Here is a 20,917-nt window from a genome sequence, read left to right as displayed (position 1 = left end):
CCCGACGTGGTCGCGGCCGACTTGTTGCGGGTGACCGAGCCGGAGCCGTCGACCGACGGGAACAGGGCCCCGCTGCTCTGGCGATAGCTGGCGCGCGCCTCGCGGATCTTGGCCTTCGCCGTGGCGACGTCGAGATTCCCGGCAACCGCCTCGTCGACGAGCGTGTTCAGCTCGGGATCGCGCAGCCGCTGCCACCATTTCGACAATTGTGCCGGCTTGGCCGGCGTGGCCTTGTTGTGACCGCTCCAGCTTGCCGGCATCGCCAGGAATGGCTTCTGGTAGTCCGGGCCGACGACGCAGCCGGCGAGCGCCGTTGCCGTCAGCGTCACGACGATCAGCCGCGCCCCGACAGCGCGTCTTGCCGGTGCGCTCCTGATCTGTGCCGAGGCCCGCCTGGTGGCGATATCATCACCCGTCATACCCTTACCCTCAATTGTCATGGATCGTTGCCTCCGGCCCGGTGTCCGTCGAGGCATCCTGCCTGGCCGCCCCGCCCTTGAAGATGCGGCGCACCGTCACGAACAGCAGCGGCACCAGGAACACGCCGATCACCGTCGCCGCGATCATGCCGCCCATGACACCGATGCAAGCCGCCAGAAGAAGGGCGAGGCGAGCATTGCGGCCCGGGGCGCGTAGCGGCGCCCCGCGCCCGACTGCAGGGACCGGTCAGGCTGGATAGGCATTGTCAGGTCGATCTTTCCCTGGAGTTGCGCTCGCCGCGTGCCCACCGGCGGGTGGTTCCACCAGCAACCTGCCCAGGTGGCGGGCGAGGAAGCGCTGGATGTCGTCCATGAAGGTATAGACCACCGGCACGTAGACCAGGCTGAGCATGGTCGAGGACAACAGCCCGCCGATCACGGCGATCGCCATTGGCGCCCGCGTCTCGGCATCGGCACCGATGCCAAGCGCGATCGGCAGCATACCGGCGCCCATGGCGATGGATGTCATGACGATGGGCCTGGCGCGCTTCCGGGCAGCGTCGATCAGCGCCTCGAAGCGGCCCAGGCCACGTTCCTTCTGCGCCACCAGCGCATATTCGACGAGCAGGATCGAGTTCTTCGCCGCGATACCCATCAGCATCAGCAGGCCGATCAGTGGTGTCAGGCCAAGCGCCTTGCCGGTGATCAAAAGCAGGCCGAGCGCGCCGCCGACCGACAGCGGCAGCGCGACCAGAATGGTCACCGGCTGCACGAAACTGCGGAACAGCAGAACCAGCGTCAGGTACATCAGAAGGATGCCGGCGACGATCGCGGTGGCAAAGCCGGCAAACAACTCCTGCATGCGAGCGGCGTCGCCGCGCGCCAATTCGTGCACGCCGTCCGGCAAGTTCTGCATGACCGGCAGAGCGCGGATTGCCGCGGTCGCTTCGCCGAGCGTGATGCCGGAAAGATTCGCCTCGATCGTGGCGCTGCGGCTGCGATCCACCCTTGCGATGCTGTTGGGCCCGGCGCTGAAGCTGATGTCGGCGACCGCTCCAAGCGGCGCTACGCCCTTCGTGCCGGTCAGCGGCAGGACAGCCAGTTTCGACGGATCGTCGATAGCTCCATCAGGCAGTGTCACGACAATCGACACCTGGCGATCGCCGAGATTGAATTTCGGCAGGCTGGTGTCGGTATCGCCAAGGGTGGCGATCTTCACCGTATCGGCGATCTCGGTCGGCGTGATGCCGAGCTGAGCAGCCTTTGCGCTGTCCGGGCGCACGATCAGCTCCGGCTTGGTGGTCGCCGCCGTCGAGGTTGGATTGCTGAGGCCCGGGATCGATTTCATCTCGTCCATCAGCGCGTCACTCGTCTTCTGCAGCGCCTCGCCATCGTCGCCGACCAGCGTGACCGACACCTTGGCTCCCGAAAAGCCATCGGCGCCGAACTGGATGCGGGCCCCGGGGATGTCGTTAAGCTTCGGCGAGGCTTCGGCCTCGAACGCCTGCTGGCTGACGGTGCGTTCGGCGCGCGGCTTCAGATTGACGGTTATGGTGGCGGTGCGCACCTCGGCCGATGTCGAACCGCGGTTCGGTCCGCCGCCCGATGTGGCCGCTGTGCCGATAGTGGCGAAGACCCTGTCGACCGCCGGCTCCTTCTCGAGGCGGCTGGTGATGCCCTGCACGACAGCCGCCGTCTGCTCGATGGTCGATCCCGGCTGCAGCTCGACCGAGATCACCGAACGGCCGCGATCGGCGGCCGCCATGAATTCGGTCGGTAGTTTCGTCGCCAGCACCATTGAGCCGGCGAAGAAGGCAATGCCGGCGACAAGTGTGATCCAGCGGTGGTTGAGCGCGCTGCGCAGCAGCCAGAGATAAGTCGGCACCCAGGCCGGCATGTCGTCCTCACTATGGGCGCCGGCGCGCACCAGATAGGCGCCCATCAGCGGCGTCAGCATGCGCGCGACCAGCAGCGAGAACAGCACCGAGACGCACACGGCGACGGCGAAGCTGAAGAAGAATTTTCCGGGAATGCCGGGCATGAAGGCCACCGGAAGGAACACGGCGACGATGGTCGCGGTGGTCGCAACCACCGCAAGGCCGATTTCGTCGGCGGCCTCGATCGCCGCCTGATAGGCGCTGCTGCCGGTCTGGCGCATATGGCGCACGATGTTCTCGATCTCGACGATGGCGTCGTCGACCAGAATGCCGACCACCAGCGACAGAGCGAGCAGAGTGATGTTGTTGAGCGAGATGTTGAAGGCCGCCATCACCGCGAAGGTCGGGATCAGCGACAATGGCATGGCGACCGCCGATACCAGCGTTGCCCTGATGTCGCGCAGGAACAGCCAGACGACGCCGATGGCGAGCAGCGCGCCGAGCCAGAGCGCTTCAAACGCGGCATCGTAGCTTTCCTGGACGAAACCCGATGATGACGTGACCTCGGTGAATTTTGCAGCGGTGGTCCTGGAGCCGATTTCGGTGATCGCGGCGCGCACGGCCTTGACCACGTCGATCTCGCTCGACCCGACGGACCTGTAGATGTTGAAGGCGACGACCTGTCTGCCGTCGAGATAGGCCGCCTGGCGCGGCTTTTCCCAACTGTCGACCACCGTGCCGAGATCGGAGAGTTTGACGTCGCCTGCTCCTGTCAGCGCGATGCGTGTATCGGCCAGCGCCTCGACGGTCGCGGCGCTGGAGAGCGTACGCACCGACTGCTCCTGGCCGCCGATGGCAGTGCGGCCGCCCGGCCGGTTGACATTGTTGGATGCGAGCGTCTGGCTGACATCGCCGGCGCTGATGCCGAGCGCGGCAAGCCGATCGGGATCGAGCTCGACCCGGATGACCCGGTCGACGCCGCCCGAACGGGTGATCTTGGAGACGCCGTCGACGCCGAGCATGGCCTTGGCGACGTCGTTGTCGATGTACCAGCTCAGCCGGTCGGGCGACATGGTCGGCGCCTCGACCACGTAGGTCAGCACCGAATTGCCTGTCGCGTTGACCTTGGCCACGACCGGTGTCTGGGCAGCCGCCGGCAGGCTGGATTGTACGCCCGAAACCGCATTGCGGACGTCGTTGGCAGCCGTCTCGGAGTTTGTGTCGAGCGTGAACTCGATGGTGGTAACCGAAGAGCCTTCGCTGATCGAAGTCGAGACGTCGTCGACGCCTTCGAGGCTCGCCACGGCATTCTCGATCACCTGCGCGACTTGAACCTCCATCTCGCTTGGAGCCGCGCCCGACTGCGTCACCGTGACGGTAACCGTCGGCTGGTCGATGTCGGGCATGTTGTTGGTGCGCAGCTGCATGAAGCCGTACAGGCCGGCGATCGTCAGCGACAGGAACAGCACGATGGTCGGAACCGGGTTGCGGATCGACCAGGAGGAAATGGCGTTCATCGGGGAATATCCCTGGCGGTCGCGGCATCGCCGGCATCCGCCTCCCTGGTGGCGATGCGCACCAGATTGCCGTCGTTGAGGAAACCGGCGCCGGCAACCACGATGCTGTCGCCCTCCGACAGGCCGGATTCGACCACCACCCGGCCACTCTGGCGCATGCCGGTCGAGACAGCGCGCGCACTGACCTTTCCACCGTCGCCCACGACGAAGACGGCAGGTTTGCCGTCATGCCAGACCAGGGCGGCCTCGGCGACACTCAGCTGCGGCGAAGCGGCGGTTGCGATCGATACGCGCGCGAACATACCCGGTTTCAGGTCTGAGCCTTCGCCCAGGGAGACATGGACCGTGGCAAGCCGCGTCGTCGAATTGACCGTCTGGGCGATGGACGAAACCGCGCCCTTTGTCGTGCGCCCCGCCCCGTCGACGATGGTAGCCGACTGGCCAACCGCAATTGCCGGCAGGTCCTTTTCCGGAATGAGAACACCGACCTCCAGCTTGCCGTCACGCATGATCTTCATGAGCTCGGTGCCGGTTTGGACGATCGAGCCGGCGACCGCCGGCTTGCTGGAGACAATGCCGTCGAAGGGCGCGCGGATGGTCGTCTGATCAAGTTCCGCCTGCAACTTCTGGGCGACAGCTTCAGCCTGCTCCAGTTGCGCCCGGTCGGTCTTGACCGCCGTCGCCTTATCCTCTGCCGTCTCGGCGCTGACCGCTTTGCTCGCCAGCAGCTTGTCGGCACGGGCGGCCGCCGATATAGCGGCGTCCAATGTCGCCTGGGCCTGCGTGACCGCAGCCTTCTGCTCGGCCAGTTCCGCTTTCAACAGCGAGGCGTCCAGCCGCGCAACGACTTCGCCTGATTTCACTTGATCGCCTTCGGAAACCAGCACCGCGGTCAATTGCAAACCACTGGCTTGCGCGCCGATCGTCCCTTCCTGCCAGGCCGCAACTGTGCCCGTGGCATCGACCGAGGAGGCGATGAGCTCGGGACGCACGTTCTCGACCGAAACCGTCAACGCGGCGGCCTGCGCGGGCGCAACCGTTTGTGCCGCTGGTTCGACCGCACCGCGGCCATAGGCCTTGAGTGCCGCGGCTGCAACCAACACGCCCGCCAGGACGAGATATCCCTTACGCAATTTTCTGATCATGATTTCTGGTTTCGTTTCGGTGGTCGGAAAGCGGCAGTGACAGGCGATACGCGGCAAAGCTCAGCCGGATCATGCCTTTGAGCGTCTCCGCCGGCAGGGTCACTGGCGATGCGCTGGCTCCGTTGCTGTTCGAAAAAGTCGGAGCGATGGATGCGATCAACCGCATCATCATCAGGGCTTCCCACATTCTTGCGCTTTCGATTTTCCTGGTTTCGAACGGCCCATTCGTTCGGATGGGCCGCCGTTTCGGGAAAGGAACCGGCCGGATCATTAGCGACACGCAGCAGATCCGGCCGGTGCAGCCGCTCAGAGTTGCTCACCTATCCGGGGTTGGGGGGGTGGGAGCTGCCTGCCAGGACTGGGCAGGCCTCTGGGGCCGGCTGCATCATCCGGCGGATTGTCCCAGGGGCCGGGGGGTGGTCCCTGGGGTCGTTCCGCCGAAGCGAGAATTTCGAGTTGTTCGGGCGTCAGCCTGGTGCGCAGCGCGGCGATTGCGACCTTCAGCTTGCCCGCAGAAGCAGCACGTTTGGTGAGATCGTCGGCCAGCCTATCCTGAAAGGCGAAAGGATCGGGGACATCGGCGTTGCTTTCAGCGCCGGCCACGCCAGCGTCGGGCTCGCGCTCCCCGGAGCCCCCATGACCATGGTTAGGCCGCGGCGGCGCCAGCACCGCCTGCAGTGCGCCGGTATAGTCGCGCCATGCGTCAATCTGTTCGGTCCTGACACCTATGCGGGCCTCGATCGCCGCAAGCCTGGCTGCCAGCATGAATTCCGGCGGTGGCCCCATGCGGTGCGAGCCGAAGCCTCCTTGTCCATGCCGCATCGGCCCGGGCAACGGCATCGGACCCTGGTCCGATCCTCCCGGCATGGCGACGGCCGGCGGACCGTCGCCGGATGCGGCGGTGAGTTCGAACTGCCGCGCCAGCGCGGGATGAATCATCGCCACGGAAAAGAGACCAAGCGCGAAAAGCCTGCTTCGCATGATGTATTCCTTTCCAGCATGCATCGATGACAGCAGGATAGGGAGCATTTTTTTCCCATTTGCTTCGGTCTATTTCCGAAGATTGCTGGAAAAGGGATATTTGTTACAGAATGTTTCTGCGCCCTGTCTGGAAACATTCCGTTGCAATTTTCCGTCCCGCACTCCCTCAGCTCGCCTATAATTGGCAAAGAACAGGGCACAGCATCGAGCAGAACAGGCAATGCAGCCACAACCACAGATTCTTGTCGTCGACGACGATCACGAGATCAGGACGCTTCTCGGTCGCTATCTCGACGGCCAGGGTTTCCGTGTTTCAGTTGCGGCGGATCGGCGCGAATGCGAGCAACAGCTGATCACAGGGCAGTTCGATCTGATCGTGCTCGATGTCATGCTGCCCGATGGCTCGGGCCTCGATATATGCCGCGCCCTGCGTGACAGCAAACCGCACGTCCCCGTCATTCTACTGACGGCGCTGAAGGAGGATGTGGACCGCATCGTCGGACTTGAGCTCGGCGCCGATGATTATCTCGGCAAGCCATTCAACCCGCGCGAGTTGACCGCACGCATCCGCGCGGTGCTGCGGCGTTCGTCGCACGACCAGGCCCCTGCCATTACCCGGGTCTACCGCTTCGCCAACTATACGATGGAGCCAGGCATTCGCCGCGTCACCAATGTGAGAGATGAGACAATCGACCTTACCGGTGCGGAATTCGATCTGTTGCAGGTTTTTGTCGATCGGCCGGGTCGGGTTCTGTCGCGCGACCAGCTTCTGGATATCACGCAAGGCCGCGAGCGGGAACCTCTTGATCGCTCCGTCGATGTGCTGATGAGCCGGCTTAGGCGCAAGCTTGGCGAAGATGCGGCGGCGCCCCTTTTCAAGACTGTGCGCAATGGCGGTTACCAGATGACCGTGCGCGTCGAGACCTTGGACGAGCGGGCGTGAGTTCTCTCAGAGCGCGAATTGCGCTGCTTCTGGTGACGGCGATCGTAGGGGTGGTCGCGTTGGCGACGTTTGCGGTCGTCAGCGTGGTTGGGCCTCCGACGCCGGAATCGACCATAGAGCCAGTTGCACGACAGATCAGGCTTCTGGCGCAGTCGCTCCCGAGCCATGTCGCCAGCGCCGACGATCTGCGGATCGAGCTGGGGACCCAGCCGGCAAGCGGGCAGGAAGACGAACGCGCGACATATCTTCTTGTCAGAGCGCTTCAACACAGCGGTGCGGATTTTCCAGCCCTCGTGGTCCGCGTCGCAGGCAAGCAAGGCATGGTCGCGTCGGTGCAACTGCCGGACGGCCGCTGGATGGCCGTCGATATTCCGGATTTCTCGCCGCCGGCCGACCGCTGGTTGGTGCTGGCTGGCTGGATCACCTTGATTGTGCTTGGTGCCACAGCGGTGTCGCTATACTTCGCGACGATTTTGACGAAGCCACTGGTCATGCTGGAAGCCGCCACCGCGCGCATCGGACTGGATGGAGTTCTTGCGCCGCTGCCGGAAGAAGGCTCTGGCGAGGTACGTGCCACCGCACGCGCACTGAACCAGCTTTCGACTAGGCTCAAAGCGGCCATGGAAAGCCGCATGCGGCTGGTCGCAGCCGCGGGCCATGATCTGCGAACGCCGATGACGCGCATGCGGTTGCGTGTCGAATTTCTGGCGGAAGAAGAACGCGAGAAATGGCTGCACGATCTCGAGGAACTCGACCGTATCGCCGATAGCGCCATCCGGCTGGTGCGCGAGGAGGTTGCGGGGGATGCCGTCGAATCTGTTGATCTTGAAAGGCTGGTCCGTGACATCGAGGCCGAGATGGTTTCGCTTGGTCACGCGGTAACGACCGGCAATTTGGACAAGGTCTCGGTCAGGGCAGGCGCGCTTGGCCTGCGCCGGGCCCTGCGCAATCTCATCGTCAACGCGGCCACCCATGGCAAAGGTTGCTGCGTTTCGCTCGCCGCCGCGGACGGTCACGTCGTTCTCAGCATTGCCGATCGCGGACCGGGCATCCCGCACGAGCTGCTGAACAAGGCGTTCGAGCCGTTCTTTCGCGTCGACGCGGGCCGCTGGCAATCAATTCCAGGTGCCGGCCTTGGTCTGGCCATCGCGAAGGAAATTATCGAACGGTACGGCGGGACCGTGACCTTGGAGAACCGCCATGGCGGCGGTCTTTCTCAGAAAGTCGTTTTCGATGCGGTTCTTGAAAAATCAGGATTTGAGCCGGATCAAAAGTTCAATCCGATTTCCACCGTCTCATAAGCCTGCCAGAGGAATGGAGTGCCCACTTGTGAAGATCCGCCGCCCATCGACGACGAGTGTTCTGATCTTTGTCCTGATCGTGGCGGCCGGTGCTGGCGGCGCTTGGTATTGGTGGCAGAGCCAGCAAGGAAAGCTGCCGGATGGGTTGGTATCGGGCAACGGTCGGATCGAGTCCGATGAGGTCGACATCTCCGCGAAATCCGCCGGTCGCGTACGGGACGTGCTCGTCGAAGAGGGCGACCTCGTTTCCGCCGGGCAGATCCTCGCCCGGATCGATACCACGGAACTTCTGGCCGAGCGTGCCAAGTATGTCGCCGATCAGACCTCCGAGGAAGCTTCGATGCTCGAGGCTAAGGCGACGGTGGCTCAGCGGCAGGCCGAATTAATGCTCAAGGAGGCCAACCTCCGGCGGGCTCTCACACTCGTCGATACAGGCGCTCTCAGCCAGCAAACACGCGATCAGTACCAGAGCGAGCGCGATTCCGCGCGCGCCGTCGTTGAGGCCGCGGAAAAGAATGTGACTGCCAGGGAGCGCTCGATCGAAGCGGCGAAAGCTTTGGTGGATCAGACCGATGCCCAGATCGCCGACGCGACCCTCGCAACACCAGTCAAGGGCCGCGTCCTCTATCGCCTTGCAAATCCCGGCGAAGTCGTCAGCGCCGGCGGCAAGGTTCTGACGATCGTCAATCTCTCGGAGATCTACATGGAGATCTATCTGACCTCCGAGCAGGCCATGCGGGTTCCCGTTGGCTCGCAGGCTCGCATCCAGTTCGACGGCGCCGACTTCGCCGTGCCCGCCAAGGTGAGCTTCGTCTCGCCCGAGGCCCAGTTCACCCCGAAGCAGATCGAGACGCGCAGCGAGCGGGACAAGCTGATGTTCCGGGTCAAGCTGCGCATTCCGTCGAGCCTCGTTGAAGATCACATCGAGCAGGTAAAGACCGGGGCGAGGGGCACCGGCTATGTCCGACTCGAACCGAACCCGCCCGACTGGCCGGAGTCCCTGCAGAAACGTTTCCAGGGCGATCCCATCGACGCTGGGGAATGATGATGGCGGCACAGGCTGGCCAGATTGCCCGGATCTCCGGCGTGACCCATGCCTACGGCAAGGTCTTGGCGCTCGACAACGTGTCGTTCGATCTGCCGAGTGGCCGGATGACGGGCCTCATTGGCCCCGACGGCGCCGGCAAGTCGACCCTGCTTGGTCTGATCGCCGGCGCGCGGAAACTGCAGATCGGTACGGTCCAGGTCCTGGACGGCAGCATAGCCAACGCCAGACATCGCCGGGCAGTTTGCACGCGCATCGCCTACATGCCGCAGGGGCTCGGCAAGAACCTCTACCAGGAGATAAGCGTTGCGGAGAACCTTGCTTTCTTTGGCACGCTGTTTGGTCTTACCGCGGGTGAGCGGGAGACGCGCATTCGCCAGCTCGCGGGCGCAACAGGACTGCTGCCCTTTCTCGACCGCCCCGTGGGGAAGCTCTCGGGCGGCATGAAGCAGAAGCTGGGACTGTGCTGCGCGCTCATCCATGATCCCGATCTTCTTATTCTCGATGAGCCGACGACGGGGGTCGATCCACTCTCGCGGCGACAGTTCTGGACGCTCATCGCCGACCTGCGCCGCGAGCGGCCGGCGATGAGCGTCGTTGTCTCGACCGCCTACATGGACGAAGCCAGCCACTGCGATTGGCTGGTCGCAATGGATCACGGGAAAATACTCGCCTTCGGCACCGCCGACGAGCTCCGGGAAGCCACCGGCGAGCAAGATCTTGAATCGGTCTTTGTCGCCTTGCAGCCAGGGCAAAAGAGCAAACAGGAGCGCTTCGTCATTCCGCCGCGCAAGCCGAGCGCCGAAGAACCGGTGATCGTGGCGAAGGGCCTGACTCGCCGCTTCGGCAACTTCACCGCGGTCGATCGTGTCTCCTTCACCATCGAGAAAGGCGAGATCTTCGGCTTCCTTGGCTCCAACGGTTGCGGCAAGACCACGACGATGAAGATGCTGACCGGGCTGCTTGCACCGAGTGAGGGCCAGGCGGAGGTGTGCGGCAGCCCGGTCGACGCGAAGGATCTGTCGATACGTCGGCGCGTGGGCTTCATGACGCAATCCTTTTCTCTCTACGGCGAGCTGACGGTTCGCCAGAACCTTCTCCTGCACGCCCGCCTGTTCCACCTGAGCAAAGCCAATGCTGCCGACCGCAGCGAAAAGCTCATCAAGGAGGTTGGGCTGACCGACTATGCGGATGCTGACGCCAATTCCCTTCCGCTTGGTGTGCGCCAGCGCCTCTCGCTCGCCGTCGCGATCGTGCACGATCCCGAACTGCTCATACTCGATGAGCCGACCTCCGGCGTTGATCCGCAGGCGCGAGACGAATTCTGGCGGCTGCTGGTCGACCTGTCGCGAAGCCGCAACGTGACCATCTTCGTCTCCACGCATTTCATGAATGAAGCGATGCGTTGCGACCGCATCTCGTTGATGCATGCAGGTCGCGTGCTCGTGTGCGACGCACCGGATAACGTGATCGCCTCCAAGAACGGCGCCGATCTCGAAGAGGCTTTCATCGCCTATATCGAGGAAGCCGAGGGGTCTCGATCTGCGCCGGCCGCGCAGGAAGCTCCGTCGCTGGTCCGGCAGGAAGCGCGGGCCACTTCGCCTGCTCGCCCGCGCTTCCTGCCGCTGCGGCGCCTGTTCGCCTACACGCAGTGCGAGATGCTGTCGCTCATGCGCGATCCCGTCCGGCTCGCCTTCGCCTTCCTCGGCTCGTTCATCATCATGCTGATCTTCGGCTTCGGCTTGTCGAACGACGTGACCAATCTGACCTACGCGGCTTTCGACCATGACAACACACCCGAAAGCCGGGCCTATCTCGGCGGTTTCTCAAGCTCCCACTACTTTACGGAGCGGTCGCCGATCCAGAACGTGCAGGCGATGGAAGACCGCCTGAAGTCCAACGAGATTGAGCTCGCTATCGAGATCCCGCCGAACTTCGGGCGCATGGTGAAACGCGGCTCCGACTGGCAGGTCTCGGCTTGGATCGATGGCGCGAACACCACGAGGGCGGCGACCATAGAGGGATATGTGCAGCAGGCGCACGATCTCTTTTCCGAGCAAAGAAGCCGTGAGGCGAGCACCCCATCCACATCCGATCCCACCACGACGCTCCAGGTCCGCTATCGCTATAATCCGACAGCCGAGAGCATCTATTCCATCGGGCCATCGCTTCCGGCCATGCTGATGATGATGTTCCTGGCGATTCTGATGGCGGTGAGCGTCGCCCGGGAAAAGGAGATCGGCACGATCACCAATTTCTATGCGACGCCAACCACCCGGCTGGAATTCCTGATCGGCAAGCAGGTGCCTTATCTCGGCGTCGGAATGATCAATTTCGTCATCCTGACGGCGACCGTGCTGTTCTTGTTTGGGGTTCCACTCAAGGGCAACGGCATGGTCCTGGCCCTTGGGGCTCTGCTCTACACCGCGGCCGCCACTGGCTATGGACTCTTCATCTCGACCCTCACCAAGAGCCAAGTGACAGCGGTCTTCGCTGGCGCGGTCTTGTCGATGCTGCCAACCATGCAATTCTCGGGGATGATGCAGCCCGTCTCCACGCTTGAAGGCGGCGCGCGCCTCATGGGCCGGCTGTGGCCGACGACCTACTACACGCACATGAGCGTGGGCGCCTTCACCAAGGGGCTTGGGCTTGGCGACATGATGACGGATCTCCTGGCGCTCGCGCTGTTCCCCCCGGCCTTTCTTATGCTGTCGGTGATGCTGCTGAAAAAACAGGAGAAGTGATGCTATCGAGCTTCTCCAACATCTTCTGGCTCGGCACCAAGGAGCTTCGGGCGCTTGCAAAGGATCTGACGATGATCCTCTTCATCATCTGGTCGTTTGGCTTCAGCATCTACATGCAGTCGACCGGCGCTGGAGAGACTGTCAACAACGCCGCCATCGGCATTGTCGACGAGGACCAATCGCAGCTCTCTCGCTCAATCGCCGGGTTGTTCTATCCGCCGTACTTCCAGACCGTCAAAACCATCAGTGCCGCCGACATCGACCGGGCGATGGACGAGGGGCTCTACACCTTCATCATCGTCATCCCCCCGGGATTCGAGAAAGACACGAGAAAGGGGCGTGACACCGAAATCCAGGTGAATGTGGACGCTACGGCCTCGCAACAGGCTTCGCTCGGTGCTGGTTATATCCAGAACATGGTGACGAATGAGATCGACCGCTACCGGAAGGATTTCGAAGCGACAACGGGGCGCTCCTCCGATCTCGCCATCCGTCGCGCTTTCAATCCTGACGGAACCCAATCTTGGTTCAAGTCGATTGTAAGCTTGGGAGATGAGCTATCGATGCTGGTCATCATCCTGACCGGAGCGGCGCTGTTGCGCGAGCGCGAGCACGGCACCATCGAGCATCTCCTGGTGATGCCCCTCACGGCATTTGAGATCGCGCTGGCCAAGGTCTGGGCGAACGGCCTCGTGATCATCGTCGCATTCGCCTGCTCCTTGCTGCTGGTCGTGGAGGGAGCGCTCGACGTTCCAATCGCTGGCTCGCGCGGGTTGCTGATGCTTGGCACGACCATCTACGTATTTGCCGCCGCTGCCATCGGCATCTTTCTCGGTACGCTGGCGCGCACCATGGCTCAGTTCGCGCTGCTGATGATGATGGTCGTCATGCCGATGATGATGTTGTCGGGGGGCATGTCACCGGTCGCGAGCCAACCTCAATGGCTTCAGTACGTAACGTGGTTTCTGCCTTCCCGACATTACGTCAGCTTCATGCAGGCGATCGTCTCCCGGGGCGCGGATTTCACAATTGTATGGAAGGAGTTCGCGACCGTGCTGATAATGGGGATAACGTTTCTCGCAGCGAGCCTGCTCCTTTTCAGGCGCTCCATTGCGACGACACAGTAGGCTGGATCTTCGTCCGTTGGCATACAGGCGTTGTCGTGAGCGGACTGCTCTGAATTGCCGTACCGCCAGTCATTCGTCACGCAACTGCTCGTTTTTCCTCACACCGGGCCACTGCCATCATAGGCACTTGATCCAAAGCAAGGTCCGGCGGGCAGAACCCGATATGCTGTCAATGTTCAACCATTGGATTCCATCACTATGAGTTGGCTCGTTCGCATTCTCCTGGCTGGCGCCGGTATCGTGGCCGGTTGGTTCATGCCACGCGATCAGATTGGCTACACGATCATGCAGTTTGTGGTTTTCCTCCTGCTGATCTTGGCGGCCTCGGTTGTAGTCCTGTATCTTCCCAAGCTCCGCGGCATCTTTACTGGATCTTCAAACAAGAAGCCCGACTGATGCCAGTTGGCCGGTTCTCATTGATATCGACCTCTTCCGCAAGGTCGGCCTGAGCACTGACGCGATTGAGCGGATCAACGCGCGTACGCGCAAACCGCTTTTGGGGCTGCGGTGGCTGCGCTGACAACGCGGAGCCGGCTAGGACGGCGGACTTAAGTCGGATGCCGGTGGCGAAAAAGTCCTACCAGGCAAGGCATGGGTCTTGGGCCGCTTTCATCGGGCCCCATTCCGGTGAATGCTCCTCCTGTCAACAACGCCGGTTCGGGTTCGTTTTTTCAAGCAGGACCTCCCACGGACCGGCACAAGGAGGATCAAGATGCGCAAACTACCTTTAACCCGTCTTTGCTGGCTCGCCCTGCGGGCTTCCGCGGCGCTCGCGCTGACCATCGCACCCTACCATATCACCTTTGACGGCGCCGGCGTCGCAAAGGTAGTCTCCGCCAGCGCCTACGCCGAGAGCGAAGGAGGCGGTGGCGAGGGTGGTGGTGGCAGCGGTGGCGGCGAGGGTGGCCACTCCGGCGAAGGCCATGATGGCGGCGATGACGGCGCAGGCCATGATGGCGGCGATGACGGCGCAGGCCATGATGGCGGCGATGACGGCGCGGGCAATGATGGCAGCGACGACGGCGCAGGCCACGACGCTGGCGACGACAATGGCAGCGACGACGGTACCGATGCCAGCGACGACGATACCCCACCGCCGGTGACCACGCCCTAGCATGGCTGGACTGTAGATATGAGAGCGCTGTCGTTGACCCGAATTTGCTGGTTCGTCCTGCGGGCCTCGACGGCGCTCGTTCTTACCGTCGCACCCTACCACTTGACGTTTGACGGCACCGCCAAGGTCGTTCCTGCCGATGTCCGCGCCGAGGATGATGGCGGCGAGAGTGAAGGTGGCAGCGGCAGCGGCAGCGGCAGCGGCAGCAACAGTGGCAGCGGGGGTAGCGGTAGCAACAGCGGTAGCAGCGGTAGCGGGAGTGGGAGCGGCGGCAGCAGTGGTGGTACAGGTCCCGGCAACAGCCACGTCAATCCCCAGACAGGCGACAAGGTTAGTATTCACGGCAGCACCATCAAGGTTGTCCACCCCGATGGCCTGCGGGAAAAGATCGAAAACGGCCGCTTCGTGATGAAGGATGCGCTCGGCCGCACAATCGTCGAGCGCGCGGCGACTGCCGCCGATCTGGCCCGCCTGAAAAGGTTGTGAGGGCCAAGGTTGTGAGAGCGGGGGAGTTTAGTAAGGCAACACTCGCTTCTCACCTCACCCTCGCCTTCGGGCGGGGGTGAGTTCTTGCGTCGATACGGATCGCCGCCAGGGCTCGGAACCCGCTCTCAGCCAGTCCGGTCCTTCGCCTCGCGCATCAGCAGCGCGGCCTCGGTGCGGTTGCGCACATTGAGCTTCGACAGGACCCGCGTCATGTGATGCTTCACGGTCTTTTCCTGCAGCGCAAGCCGCCCGGCAACCTCCTTGTTGCTCAAGCCCTCCGCCACCAGCCGCAGGATCCCGGCCTCGCGGTCGGTGAGCAGGCCCAGCGGATCGGCCCTGCGGTTGGCTGGCTGCAGCAGGTCCGACAGCAGTCTCGCCGACAGCGTTGGCGAGACATAGCTTTCGCCGGCAAACACGTCATGCAGGATTTCGGCCAGCATCTTCGAGCCGACGCCTTTCAGCACATAGCCGCGCACGCCGGCATTGAGCGCCTGGGCAACGTCAGCATTGGTCTCCGACACCGTCAGCATGACGATTTTCTGGCCGGAATGCCGGGCCAGGATGCTTGCCGCCGCGGCAAGTCCGCCGCCCGGCATGCTGATGTCCAGCAGCAGTATGTCGGGGTGCTTGGCCGCGACCAGTCGCTCGGCGTCCTCGGCATTCCCGCCTTCGCCAACCACTTCGAAGCCGCCGATCTCGGCAAGGCTGCGCGCAACCCCCTCGCGAAACAGCGGATGATCGTCGACAATGGCAATGTGGATGATACCGGTCACGGCTGCTCCTCGACGGACAATGTTATCAACAGGCGCGTGCCTTTCGGGCCGGACACAGTTTCGAAACGGCCGCCGATGCTCTCTATGCGCTCCCTCAGGCCGGCGAGGCCCAGGCCCTCGCTCCTTGCGGGATCGAACCCGGGACCACCGTCCGACACTGTAACAAAAAGCTTGCCGGATTTCGTCCCCGCCTTGACCGCCTGGTCCTTGCCTTGTCCATGGCGCCAGGCGTTGTTCAACCCTTCCTGGACGAAGCGATAGATACTGATCTTCTCGGAAGCGCCAGGTTCCGGCAACTGTGTGGGCAGCGCCAGCGATACCGAACTCGCCGTGCGCCTTTCGTGCTCGGCCACTGCCAGCCGCAGGATGTCGGCCACCGCGGCCGTTTCGATCTGTGGCAGCACCAGCCCGTTGCAGATGCCACGGATCTCGCGCATGGCCTCACTGAGCGTCTTGTGGATGCCGGCCACCTCGGCCTGGCGCTTTTCGGCCGAGGTGTCTGGGTCCAGTAGCAGCGGACTGTCCATCCGGAGCGCCGCCAGCGCCACCAACTGGGCCGGCCCGTCGTGGAGGTCGGCGCCGATGCGCCTGAGATATCGCTCGTTGATGGCTGTAGCGCGGCGCGAGGCACGCTGGACGCGCTGGCGCAGCGTCGAGTTCTGCGACAGCAGCGCCTGCAATTCTGAAACCTTTGCCTCGAGCGCGGTTCGCTGGGTCTCGATGGTACGGCTGCCGCGAAAGACGATGCCCGAAAGAAGTGCGAGTGCCGCCGCCGTGGCGCCGGCCACCACCAGCCAGCTCGACCACAAGGCAGCGTTCAACGTCAACTGGAAATCCTCGGCCACCTCGTAGAATTCGGAGACGGCGACGACATCGCCAGACCAGGGTTCGCGCACCGGATTGTAGATTTCCAGCAGCGGCACGCCGATGCCCTTTTCCCTCCTGCTTTCGGCGTCGTCGAGTTTGTTGAACTCGGCAACGACATTACCGTTGAAAGCGTGGTTGAGGTTGGCGTTCGGCTCGAAAACCTTGCCGATCAACGTCTTGTCCTTGGCGTAGAGAACCGTGCCGTCGCGCCGCCACAGCTTGAACGAGGCCAGTCGCTTGCCGAGCGCGCCCTGGTCGAGCGTTTCGTCGAGCGCCTGTTTGACGCTGTCGCTGAGCTCGCGGCTCTTGCGCATGTCCGGCAGCAGCGGCGCGATCACGCTGTCGACATAGAGAGCCGTGGTGGCGGCGGAGTTGCGGATGACGCCTTGCCGTATCTGCGAGGTCACCCAAAGTCCGACCACCAGCATCACCGTCAGCAGCCCGACGCCGCCGGCGACAAGGAACTGCAAGGCCAGCGAAAGCCTGTTCCAGCGCCGTATGAAGTCCTCAACCAATCGCACGATCCATCCTGACTGCGGCGATCATAGAGACTATGCAACGCTTGCGACATTGGGCTTCAGTCTTGCCTTGCGCAGGACTTTAGCCCGGCTATGGCTGTCAGGCGATCGAGCCGGGGTCGAGGCTTGTCATGGCGTGGAAATGATTATGGAGGATCTGCGGTGCAACCATGGCTCGGCTGACAGCCATCGATGGTCAATCCGGAATGCTGGTGGAAATCGAGCTGGTTGACGACAAGGTTGGTTTCCGGGCGATCCAATTCGAGCGCCAGATCGACCTGGCGATCAGTACCGTGGCCTTTTGTCGGAGACGACGACGAGCCTTCCTCCAGCATTTTGGCACCGTTTACAGACCAACTTCGATGCCAGTCGCCTTTCGGTGATGAAATCGTAGTGCGTGCCGTAGATCTCGATCAGACCATCGAGCTCGAGCGCGCGGAGATGACCGCAACGGGGATTGCCGCAATATACGCTGAGGCCCATCCCCTGGTCGCGAAGCTCGCCAAGCTTTTTGGGCTGGGCGATCGGCAGAACAATGGCTGCCGGCGCCGCCGGATTTGCCACCGCCACAAGGACAGGCCTTCGAATCTCCGCCCGGTCAATGGCGTTTATCGCCTGGACGGCTTTGTCTTCGGCGACGCCAATGAGTGAGTCTATACCCTCCATTGATTTGGTATGGCCGCTGATGAACAAGGCCCTGCGCAGCACGTGCAGCGCATCTCTCGTCTCACAGAGTGTCGTGCGGAGTGTGAGGGGCATTTTGCCCTCAACTCTTCATGTTGCTGTCGGGAAGAAGATCCGCGTCGACCGCCGCCACAAGGAAGGCTCGGCGGGCGTCCCCAGTGCCGTAACAGCCAACGCTTCCCTCGACCGAGGCAGCCAGCGCAGCCAAAAACGTCGGGCCGCCGGACGGCCCGTCGTTCGCCAGGGCTCCAGCCAATTGGGGATGCGTCCCCAGGGCCGAAATCGTGCCGTCATGGCTCTTGGTGGGATTCACAGAAAATATAGAGGTCAAGATATTTGTCATTGCACAGCTCTCTTTGGGCATGAGAATGATAATCGCCCTCAACCATCAGCGAGTGCTAAATTGCTGATGACAAATCTATTTGTGCACGTAAACAAAGTGCCGTCTATTAACTATGACATACCGAGCGCACAAAACAGTCTTTTAATTTTGAATCTCAATTTACATGGACGCATGGCAAAAATAAGTGTAGGCGCCTCCTGACCGATAGGCGCCTCTGACGAGACCAGCGTTTTCGCCACCGCTGCGCGGTCGCCATTCAGACCGATCCGTCGGACAGGTGCGCGGCGATTGCACTCAGGAAAACCTGGCCGAACTCCTTGAGCTTGGCGGCGCCGACGCCATTCACTTCGGCGAAGGCGTCGAGATCGCGCGGACAGCGCTCGGCCATGTCGATCAAGGTTCGATCGGAGAACACCACATAGGCCGGCACCTGGCGTTCCTTGGCGAGACGCAGGCGCAACGCCTTGAGCGTAGTCAGCAGCGAAGCATCCACGCCTTCGGCATCCGCGGCGGAACCCTGTGCGGAACGCATCTTGCCGCGCAAGGCTCGGCTGCGCACCTCGATGCGATAGTGGAACGGGACCTCACCCCGGTCGAGCGCATGGCCGCCGTCTGAGATGGCGAGGCCGCCATGGCCGGCCGCATCCGGTGCCAGGAACCCGCCCGCGGCCAGTTGCCGGATCAGCGACAGCCAGAAATCCTTCTTGTGCGCCACACCGCTCCCGAAGCTGGCCAGCCGCTGGTGGCTCCTGGCCAGCACCTTCTCGGTTTCATGGCCAAGCAGGATGTCGATGACATGGCCCGCACCGAAACGTTCGCCGCTCTGCGCGATCGCGGCCAGGATGATCCGCGCCTCCGGCCCACCATCGGCGCGCGGCGCCTGGTCGAGGCAGTTGTCGCAATTGCCGCACGGCTGCGCTTCCTCGCCGAAATAGCCAAGCAGCACCTGGCGTCGGCATTGCGCCGTCTCGCAATAGCCGATCAGCGTGTCGAGCCGGCGATGCGAGCGCCTTTTGTGCTCCGCCGACGCCTCCTCGTCGTCGATGAACAACCGCCGCATGCGGATATCGCCAAGACCGAACAGCATATGCGCCTCGGCCTCCCGCCCGTCGCGGCCGGCGCGGCCGATTTCCTGGTAGTAGGCTTCCAGGCTGCCCGGCATATCGGTGTGGAAGACAAAGGCGACATCAGGCTTGTCGATGCCCATGCCGAAGGCGATGGTCGCCACCATAACGACGCCGGACAAGGTCATGAAAGCGTTTTGATTCGCGTCACGCGCGTCCTTGCTCATGCCGGCATGATAGGCGAGCGCGGTGACGCCGTTCTTCTCGAGGAACGCCGCCGTCTCCTCGGTCTTCTTGCGGGACAGGCAATAGACGATGCCGCTGCGGCCGGCATGGCGCCCGACGAAGTTCAGCAACTGCCGCTTGCCGTCCTGCTTGGCTTCGATGGCAAGCTTGATGTTCGGCCGGTCGAAGCCCAGCACCAGGGTTTCGACGCGCTCGGCGAACAGCCGTGCCTCGATGTCGGTGCGCGTGCTTTCGTCCGCTGTCGCCGTCAGCGCGATGATCGGCACCTCAGGAAAAATGTCGCGCAGCCGCGACAGGTCTTCATATTCGCGCCGGAACGCCGGGCCCCATTGCGAGATGCAATGCGCCTCGTCGACGGCGATCAGGCGGACGTCGAGCCTGGCAAGCGCCTCCAGCATCCGTTCGGTCATCAGCCGCTCCGGCGCGAGATAGAGCAAGCGCGTCTGGCCCGAAGCCACGCGGCGCCAGGCGGCGATATTGGCATCGCGGTCGATCGAGGAATTGATCGTATCGGCCGCCACCCCGGCGAGGCGCAGCGCGGCAACCTGGTCCTGCATCAGCGCCACCAGCGGCGAAACGACGATGGTGAGTCCGCCCAGAACCAGCGCCGGAACCTGGTAGCAGAGCGATTTGCCCGCACCCGTCGGCATCACGGCCAGCACATGACGCCCGGCCAGCAGCGCCTCCATGACATCGGCCTGGCCGGGACGAAAATCATCGAAGCCGAACACATCCTTCAGGACGCGCCGCTTGGGATCTTGCTCGTCTATTGCAATGACCGCCGCCGGTGCCTGCATCATGGAGCGTCCATGGTCGACCCGGATACCGGCATGTCATACCCGAACTCGGCACAGAAGCGCTCGACGCGGGCAAGAAATGCCGGCGGCAGGCTTTCGAGATAGGTCCGGAATTCTTCGTTCCTTTCCCATTTTCTCAACGAAGCCGCCCTGATCGGATTGTCCGGATCCTCGCTGAAGCGAATCCGCGGCGTCAGCCCGAACGACTGTGCGATTCTCTCCTGCATGGCATCGGGCGAGCCGATCATATCTTCGTAGCGAACAAAAAAGATCTGCCGGTACGGCTGTGCTTTCTTCAGCTGTATCAGCGCATCATATTCAGCCAGCCAGCGATGAGGCGTGACATGGAACCGACGCTCGTTGCGTGTTTGCGGATGCGAACTGGTTAGGGCGTCGAATGGATGGCGCAGGCAGTAGATCAGCCCGATGGAGGGAGGTAGCTTCGCAAGGTGCGCAAAGCTGCGCGCATCGCGCTTGACGACGAGGTTGGATTCCGGCCGATCCAGCATATCCAGGATCGTGTAACGCGCTTCAGGCGGATGAACGAAAATGTCCTCGAAACACCTCATCAGCCGCTGTGTCAGTGTCGTCCCGCTGCGCGCGCAGCCCGAGATGAAAATTCTGTTGGCCGGCGTCGCGCGTGCGTATGTACGTCTTTGCATGCGCCTTTTTAGAGACAGTGGCACGAACCGCTGAAACTCCCGGACGACCCTCCGCGCGGCTGCACCAAACGCGGCCTCAAGCCTGTTGGCGTCTTTCATCCGAATTTGCGCCCGCGCAAGGCGACTCTCGGCCGCAGCCGCCTGCAAGCCCCAGCCCGACGACGAACTCGCGTGTTGCAGAGCTCGCGTGTTCCGGCCCGGTGACGCCCGGTCTCATGTGCCGCTTGCTCTTCCAAGCCCGCCCCCTCCAAAGCCTGATTTCGT

20 protein-coding genes are annotated in these 20,917 nt (G+C 62.8%); 8 read left to right on the top strand and 12 right to left on the bottom strand.

What is annotated here, in order from left to right; translation table 11 throughout:
- From BLS48_RS06740 to BLS48_RS06720, 6 genes are all read right to left on the bottom strand, one after another.
- Nucleotides 1-440 (bottom strand): TolC family protein (locus BLS48_RS06740; protein WP_244529526.1); only part of this gene is annotated, 440 nt, incomplete at its 3' end.
- On the bottom strand, nt 430-576 hold the full coding sequence (locus BLS48_RS35585) for a hypothetical protein (RefSeq protein WP_167364962.1): 147 nt from the start codon (nt 574-576) through the stop codon (nt 430-432). The genes BLS48_RS06740 and BLS48_RS35585, both read right to left, overlap by 11 nt.
- 90 nt (nt 577-666) lie before the next feature.
- On the bottom strand, nt 667-3,813 hold the full coding sequence (locus BLS48_RS06735) for an efflux RND transporter permease subunit (RefSeq protein ID WP_208604588.1): 3,147 nt from the start codon (nt 3,811-3,813) through the stop codon (nt 667-669).
- Entirely contained in the window at nt 3,810-4,958 is a 1,149-nt protein-coding gene (locus BLS48_RS06730; protein ID WP_091576185.1) for an efflux RND transporter periplasmic adaptor subunit, read from the bottom strand. The genes BLS48_RS06735 and BLS48_RS06730 overlap by 4 nt, the downstream gene beginning before the upstream one ends.
- Nucleotides 4,939-5,145, bottom strand: coding sequence for a hypothetical protein (locus BLS48_RS06725; protein WP_091576184.1), 207 nt, complete (start codon nt 5,143-5,145; stop codon nt 4,939-4,941). Before BLS48_RS06725 ends, BLS48_RS06730 begins: the two co-directional genes overlap by 20 nt.
- A gap of 119 nt (nt 5,146-5,264) precedes the next feature.
- Complete coding sequence (locus tag BLS48_RS06720) at nt 5,265-5,939, bottom strand: hypothetical protein (protein ID WP_091576256.1); 675 nt, start codon at nt 5,937-5,939, stop codon at nt 5,265-5,267.
- Nucleotides 5,940-6,159: 220 nt separating this feature from the next.
- On the opposite strand from BLS48_RS06720, the gene BLS48_RS06715 reads away from it, so the two are divergent.
- The 8 genes from BLS48_RS06715 (at nt 6,160) to BLS48_RS35580 (ending at nt 14,699) form a co-directional block, all read left to right on the top strand.
- Nucleotides 6,160-6,882 (top strand): response regulator, encoded by a 723-nt coding sequence (locus BLS48_RS06715; protein WP_091576183.1) that lies wholly within the window; start codon nt 6,160-6,162, stop codon nt 6,880-6,882.
- Nucleotides 6,879-8,183: an ATP-binding protein gene (locus BLS48_RS06710; RefSeq protein WP_091576182.1), complete on the top strand. Its 1,305-nt coding sequence runs from the start codon at nt 6,879-6,881 to the stop codon at nt 8,181-8,183. The genes BLS48_RS06715 and BLS48_RS06710 overlap by 4 nt, the downstream gene beginning before the upstream one ends.
- Nucleotides 8,184-8,211: 28 nt before the next feature.
- On the top strand, nt 8,212-9,228 hold the full coding sequence (locus tag BLS48_RS06705; protein ID WP_244529525.1) for an HlyD family secretion protein: 1,017 nt from the start codon (nt 8,212-8,214) through the stop codon (nt 9,226-9,228).
- A 2-nt stretch (nt 9,229-9,230) separates the two neighbouring features.
- On the top strand, nt 9,231-11,972 hold the full coding sequence (rbbA, locus tag BLS48_RS06700) for a ribosome-associated ATPase/putative transporter RbbA (RefSeq protein ID WP_091576255.1): 2,742 nt from the start codon (nt 9,231-9,233) through the stop codon (nt 11,970-11,972).
- Entirely contained in the window at nt 11,972-13,099 is a 1,128-nt protein-coding gene (locus tag BLS48_RS06695; protein ID WP_091576180.1) for an ABC transporter permease, read from the top strand. The genes rbbA and BLS48_RS06695 overlap by 1 nt, the downstream gene beginning before the upstream one ends.
- A gap of 198 nt (nt 13,100-13,297) precedes the next feature.
- Nucleotides 13,298-13,495, top strand: coding sequence for a hypothetical protein (locus tag BLS48_RS06690; protein ID WP_091576179.1), 198 nt, complete (start codon nt 13,298-13,300; stop codon nt 13,493-13,495).
- Nucleotides 13,496-13,811: 316 nt separating this feature from the next.
- Nucleotides 13,812-14,213 (top strand): hypothetical protein, encoded by a 402-nt coding sequence (locus BLS48_RS06685; protein ID WP_143019397.1) that lies wholly within the window; start codon nt 13,812-13,814, stop codon nt 14,211-14,213.
- Between the two features lie 18 nt (nt 14,214-14,231).
- Nucleotides 14,232-14,699 carry a hypothetical protein gene (locus BLS48_RS35580; RefSeq protein WP_167364961.1) on the top strand — a complete coding sequence of 156 codons (468 nt, stop codon included), beginning with the start codon at nt 14,232-14,234 and terminating at the stop codon, nt 14,697-14,699.
- Between the two features lie 125 nt (nt 14,700-14,824).
- Here BLS48_RS35580 and BLS48_RS06675 read toward each other — a convergent pair whose 3' ends face one another.
- From BLS48_RS06675 to BLS48_RS06645, 6 genes are all read right to left on the bottom strand, one after another.
- Nucleotides 14,825-15,472 (bottom strand): response regulator, encoded by a 648-nt coding sequence (locus tag BLS48_RS06675; protein WP_091576176.1) that lies wholly within the window; start codon nt 15,470-15,472, stop codon nt 14,825-14,827.
- Complete coding sequence (locus tag BLS48_RS06670) at nt 15,469-16,860, bottom strand: sensor histidine kinase (RefSeq protein ID WP_425284655.1); 1,392 nt, start codon at nt 16,858-16,860, stop codon at nt 15,469-15,471. Before BLS48_RS06670 ends, BLS48_RS06675 begins: the two co-directional genes overlap by 4 nt.
- A 282-nt stretch (nt 16,861-17,142) precedes the next feature.
- Nucleotides 17,143-17,616, bottom strand: a complete 474-nt coding sequence (locus BLS48_RS34855) for a hypothetical protein (protein ID WP_143019396.1) — start codon at nt 17,614-17,616, stop codon at nt 17,143-17,145.
- A 7-nt stretch (nt 17,617-17,623) separates the two neighbouring features.
- Nucleotides 17,624-17,884, bottom strand: coding sequence for a hypothetical protein (locus BLS48_RS06655; RefSeq protein ID WP_143019395.1), 261 nt, complete (start codon nt 17,882-17,884; stop codon nt 17,624-17,626).
- Nucleotides 17,885-18,140: 256 nt separating this feature from the next.
- Nucleotides 18,141-19,991, bottom strand: coding sequence for a DNA helicase RecQ (gene recQ, locus BLS48_RS06650; protein WP_091576254.1), 1,851 nt, complete (start codon nt 19,989-19,991; stop codon nt 18,141-18,143).
- Entirely contained in the window at nt 19,991-20,752 is a 762-nt protein-coding gene (locus tag BLS48_RS06645) for a sulfotransferase family protein (RefSeq protein ID WP_091576171.1), read from the bottom strand. The genes recQ and BLS48_RS06645 overlap by 1 nt, the downstream gene beginning before the upstream one ends.
- Nucleotides 20,753-20,917: the final 165 nt, after the last annotated feature.

It is taken from the genome of Mesorhizobium qingshengii, assembly GCF_900103325.1.
GTDB lineage: Bacteria > Pseudomonadota > Alphaproteobacteria > Rhizobiales > Rhizobiaceae > Mesorhizobium > Mesorhizobium qingshengii.
This window is presented reverse-complemented; position numbering and strand designations above follow the sequence as displayed.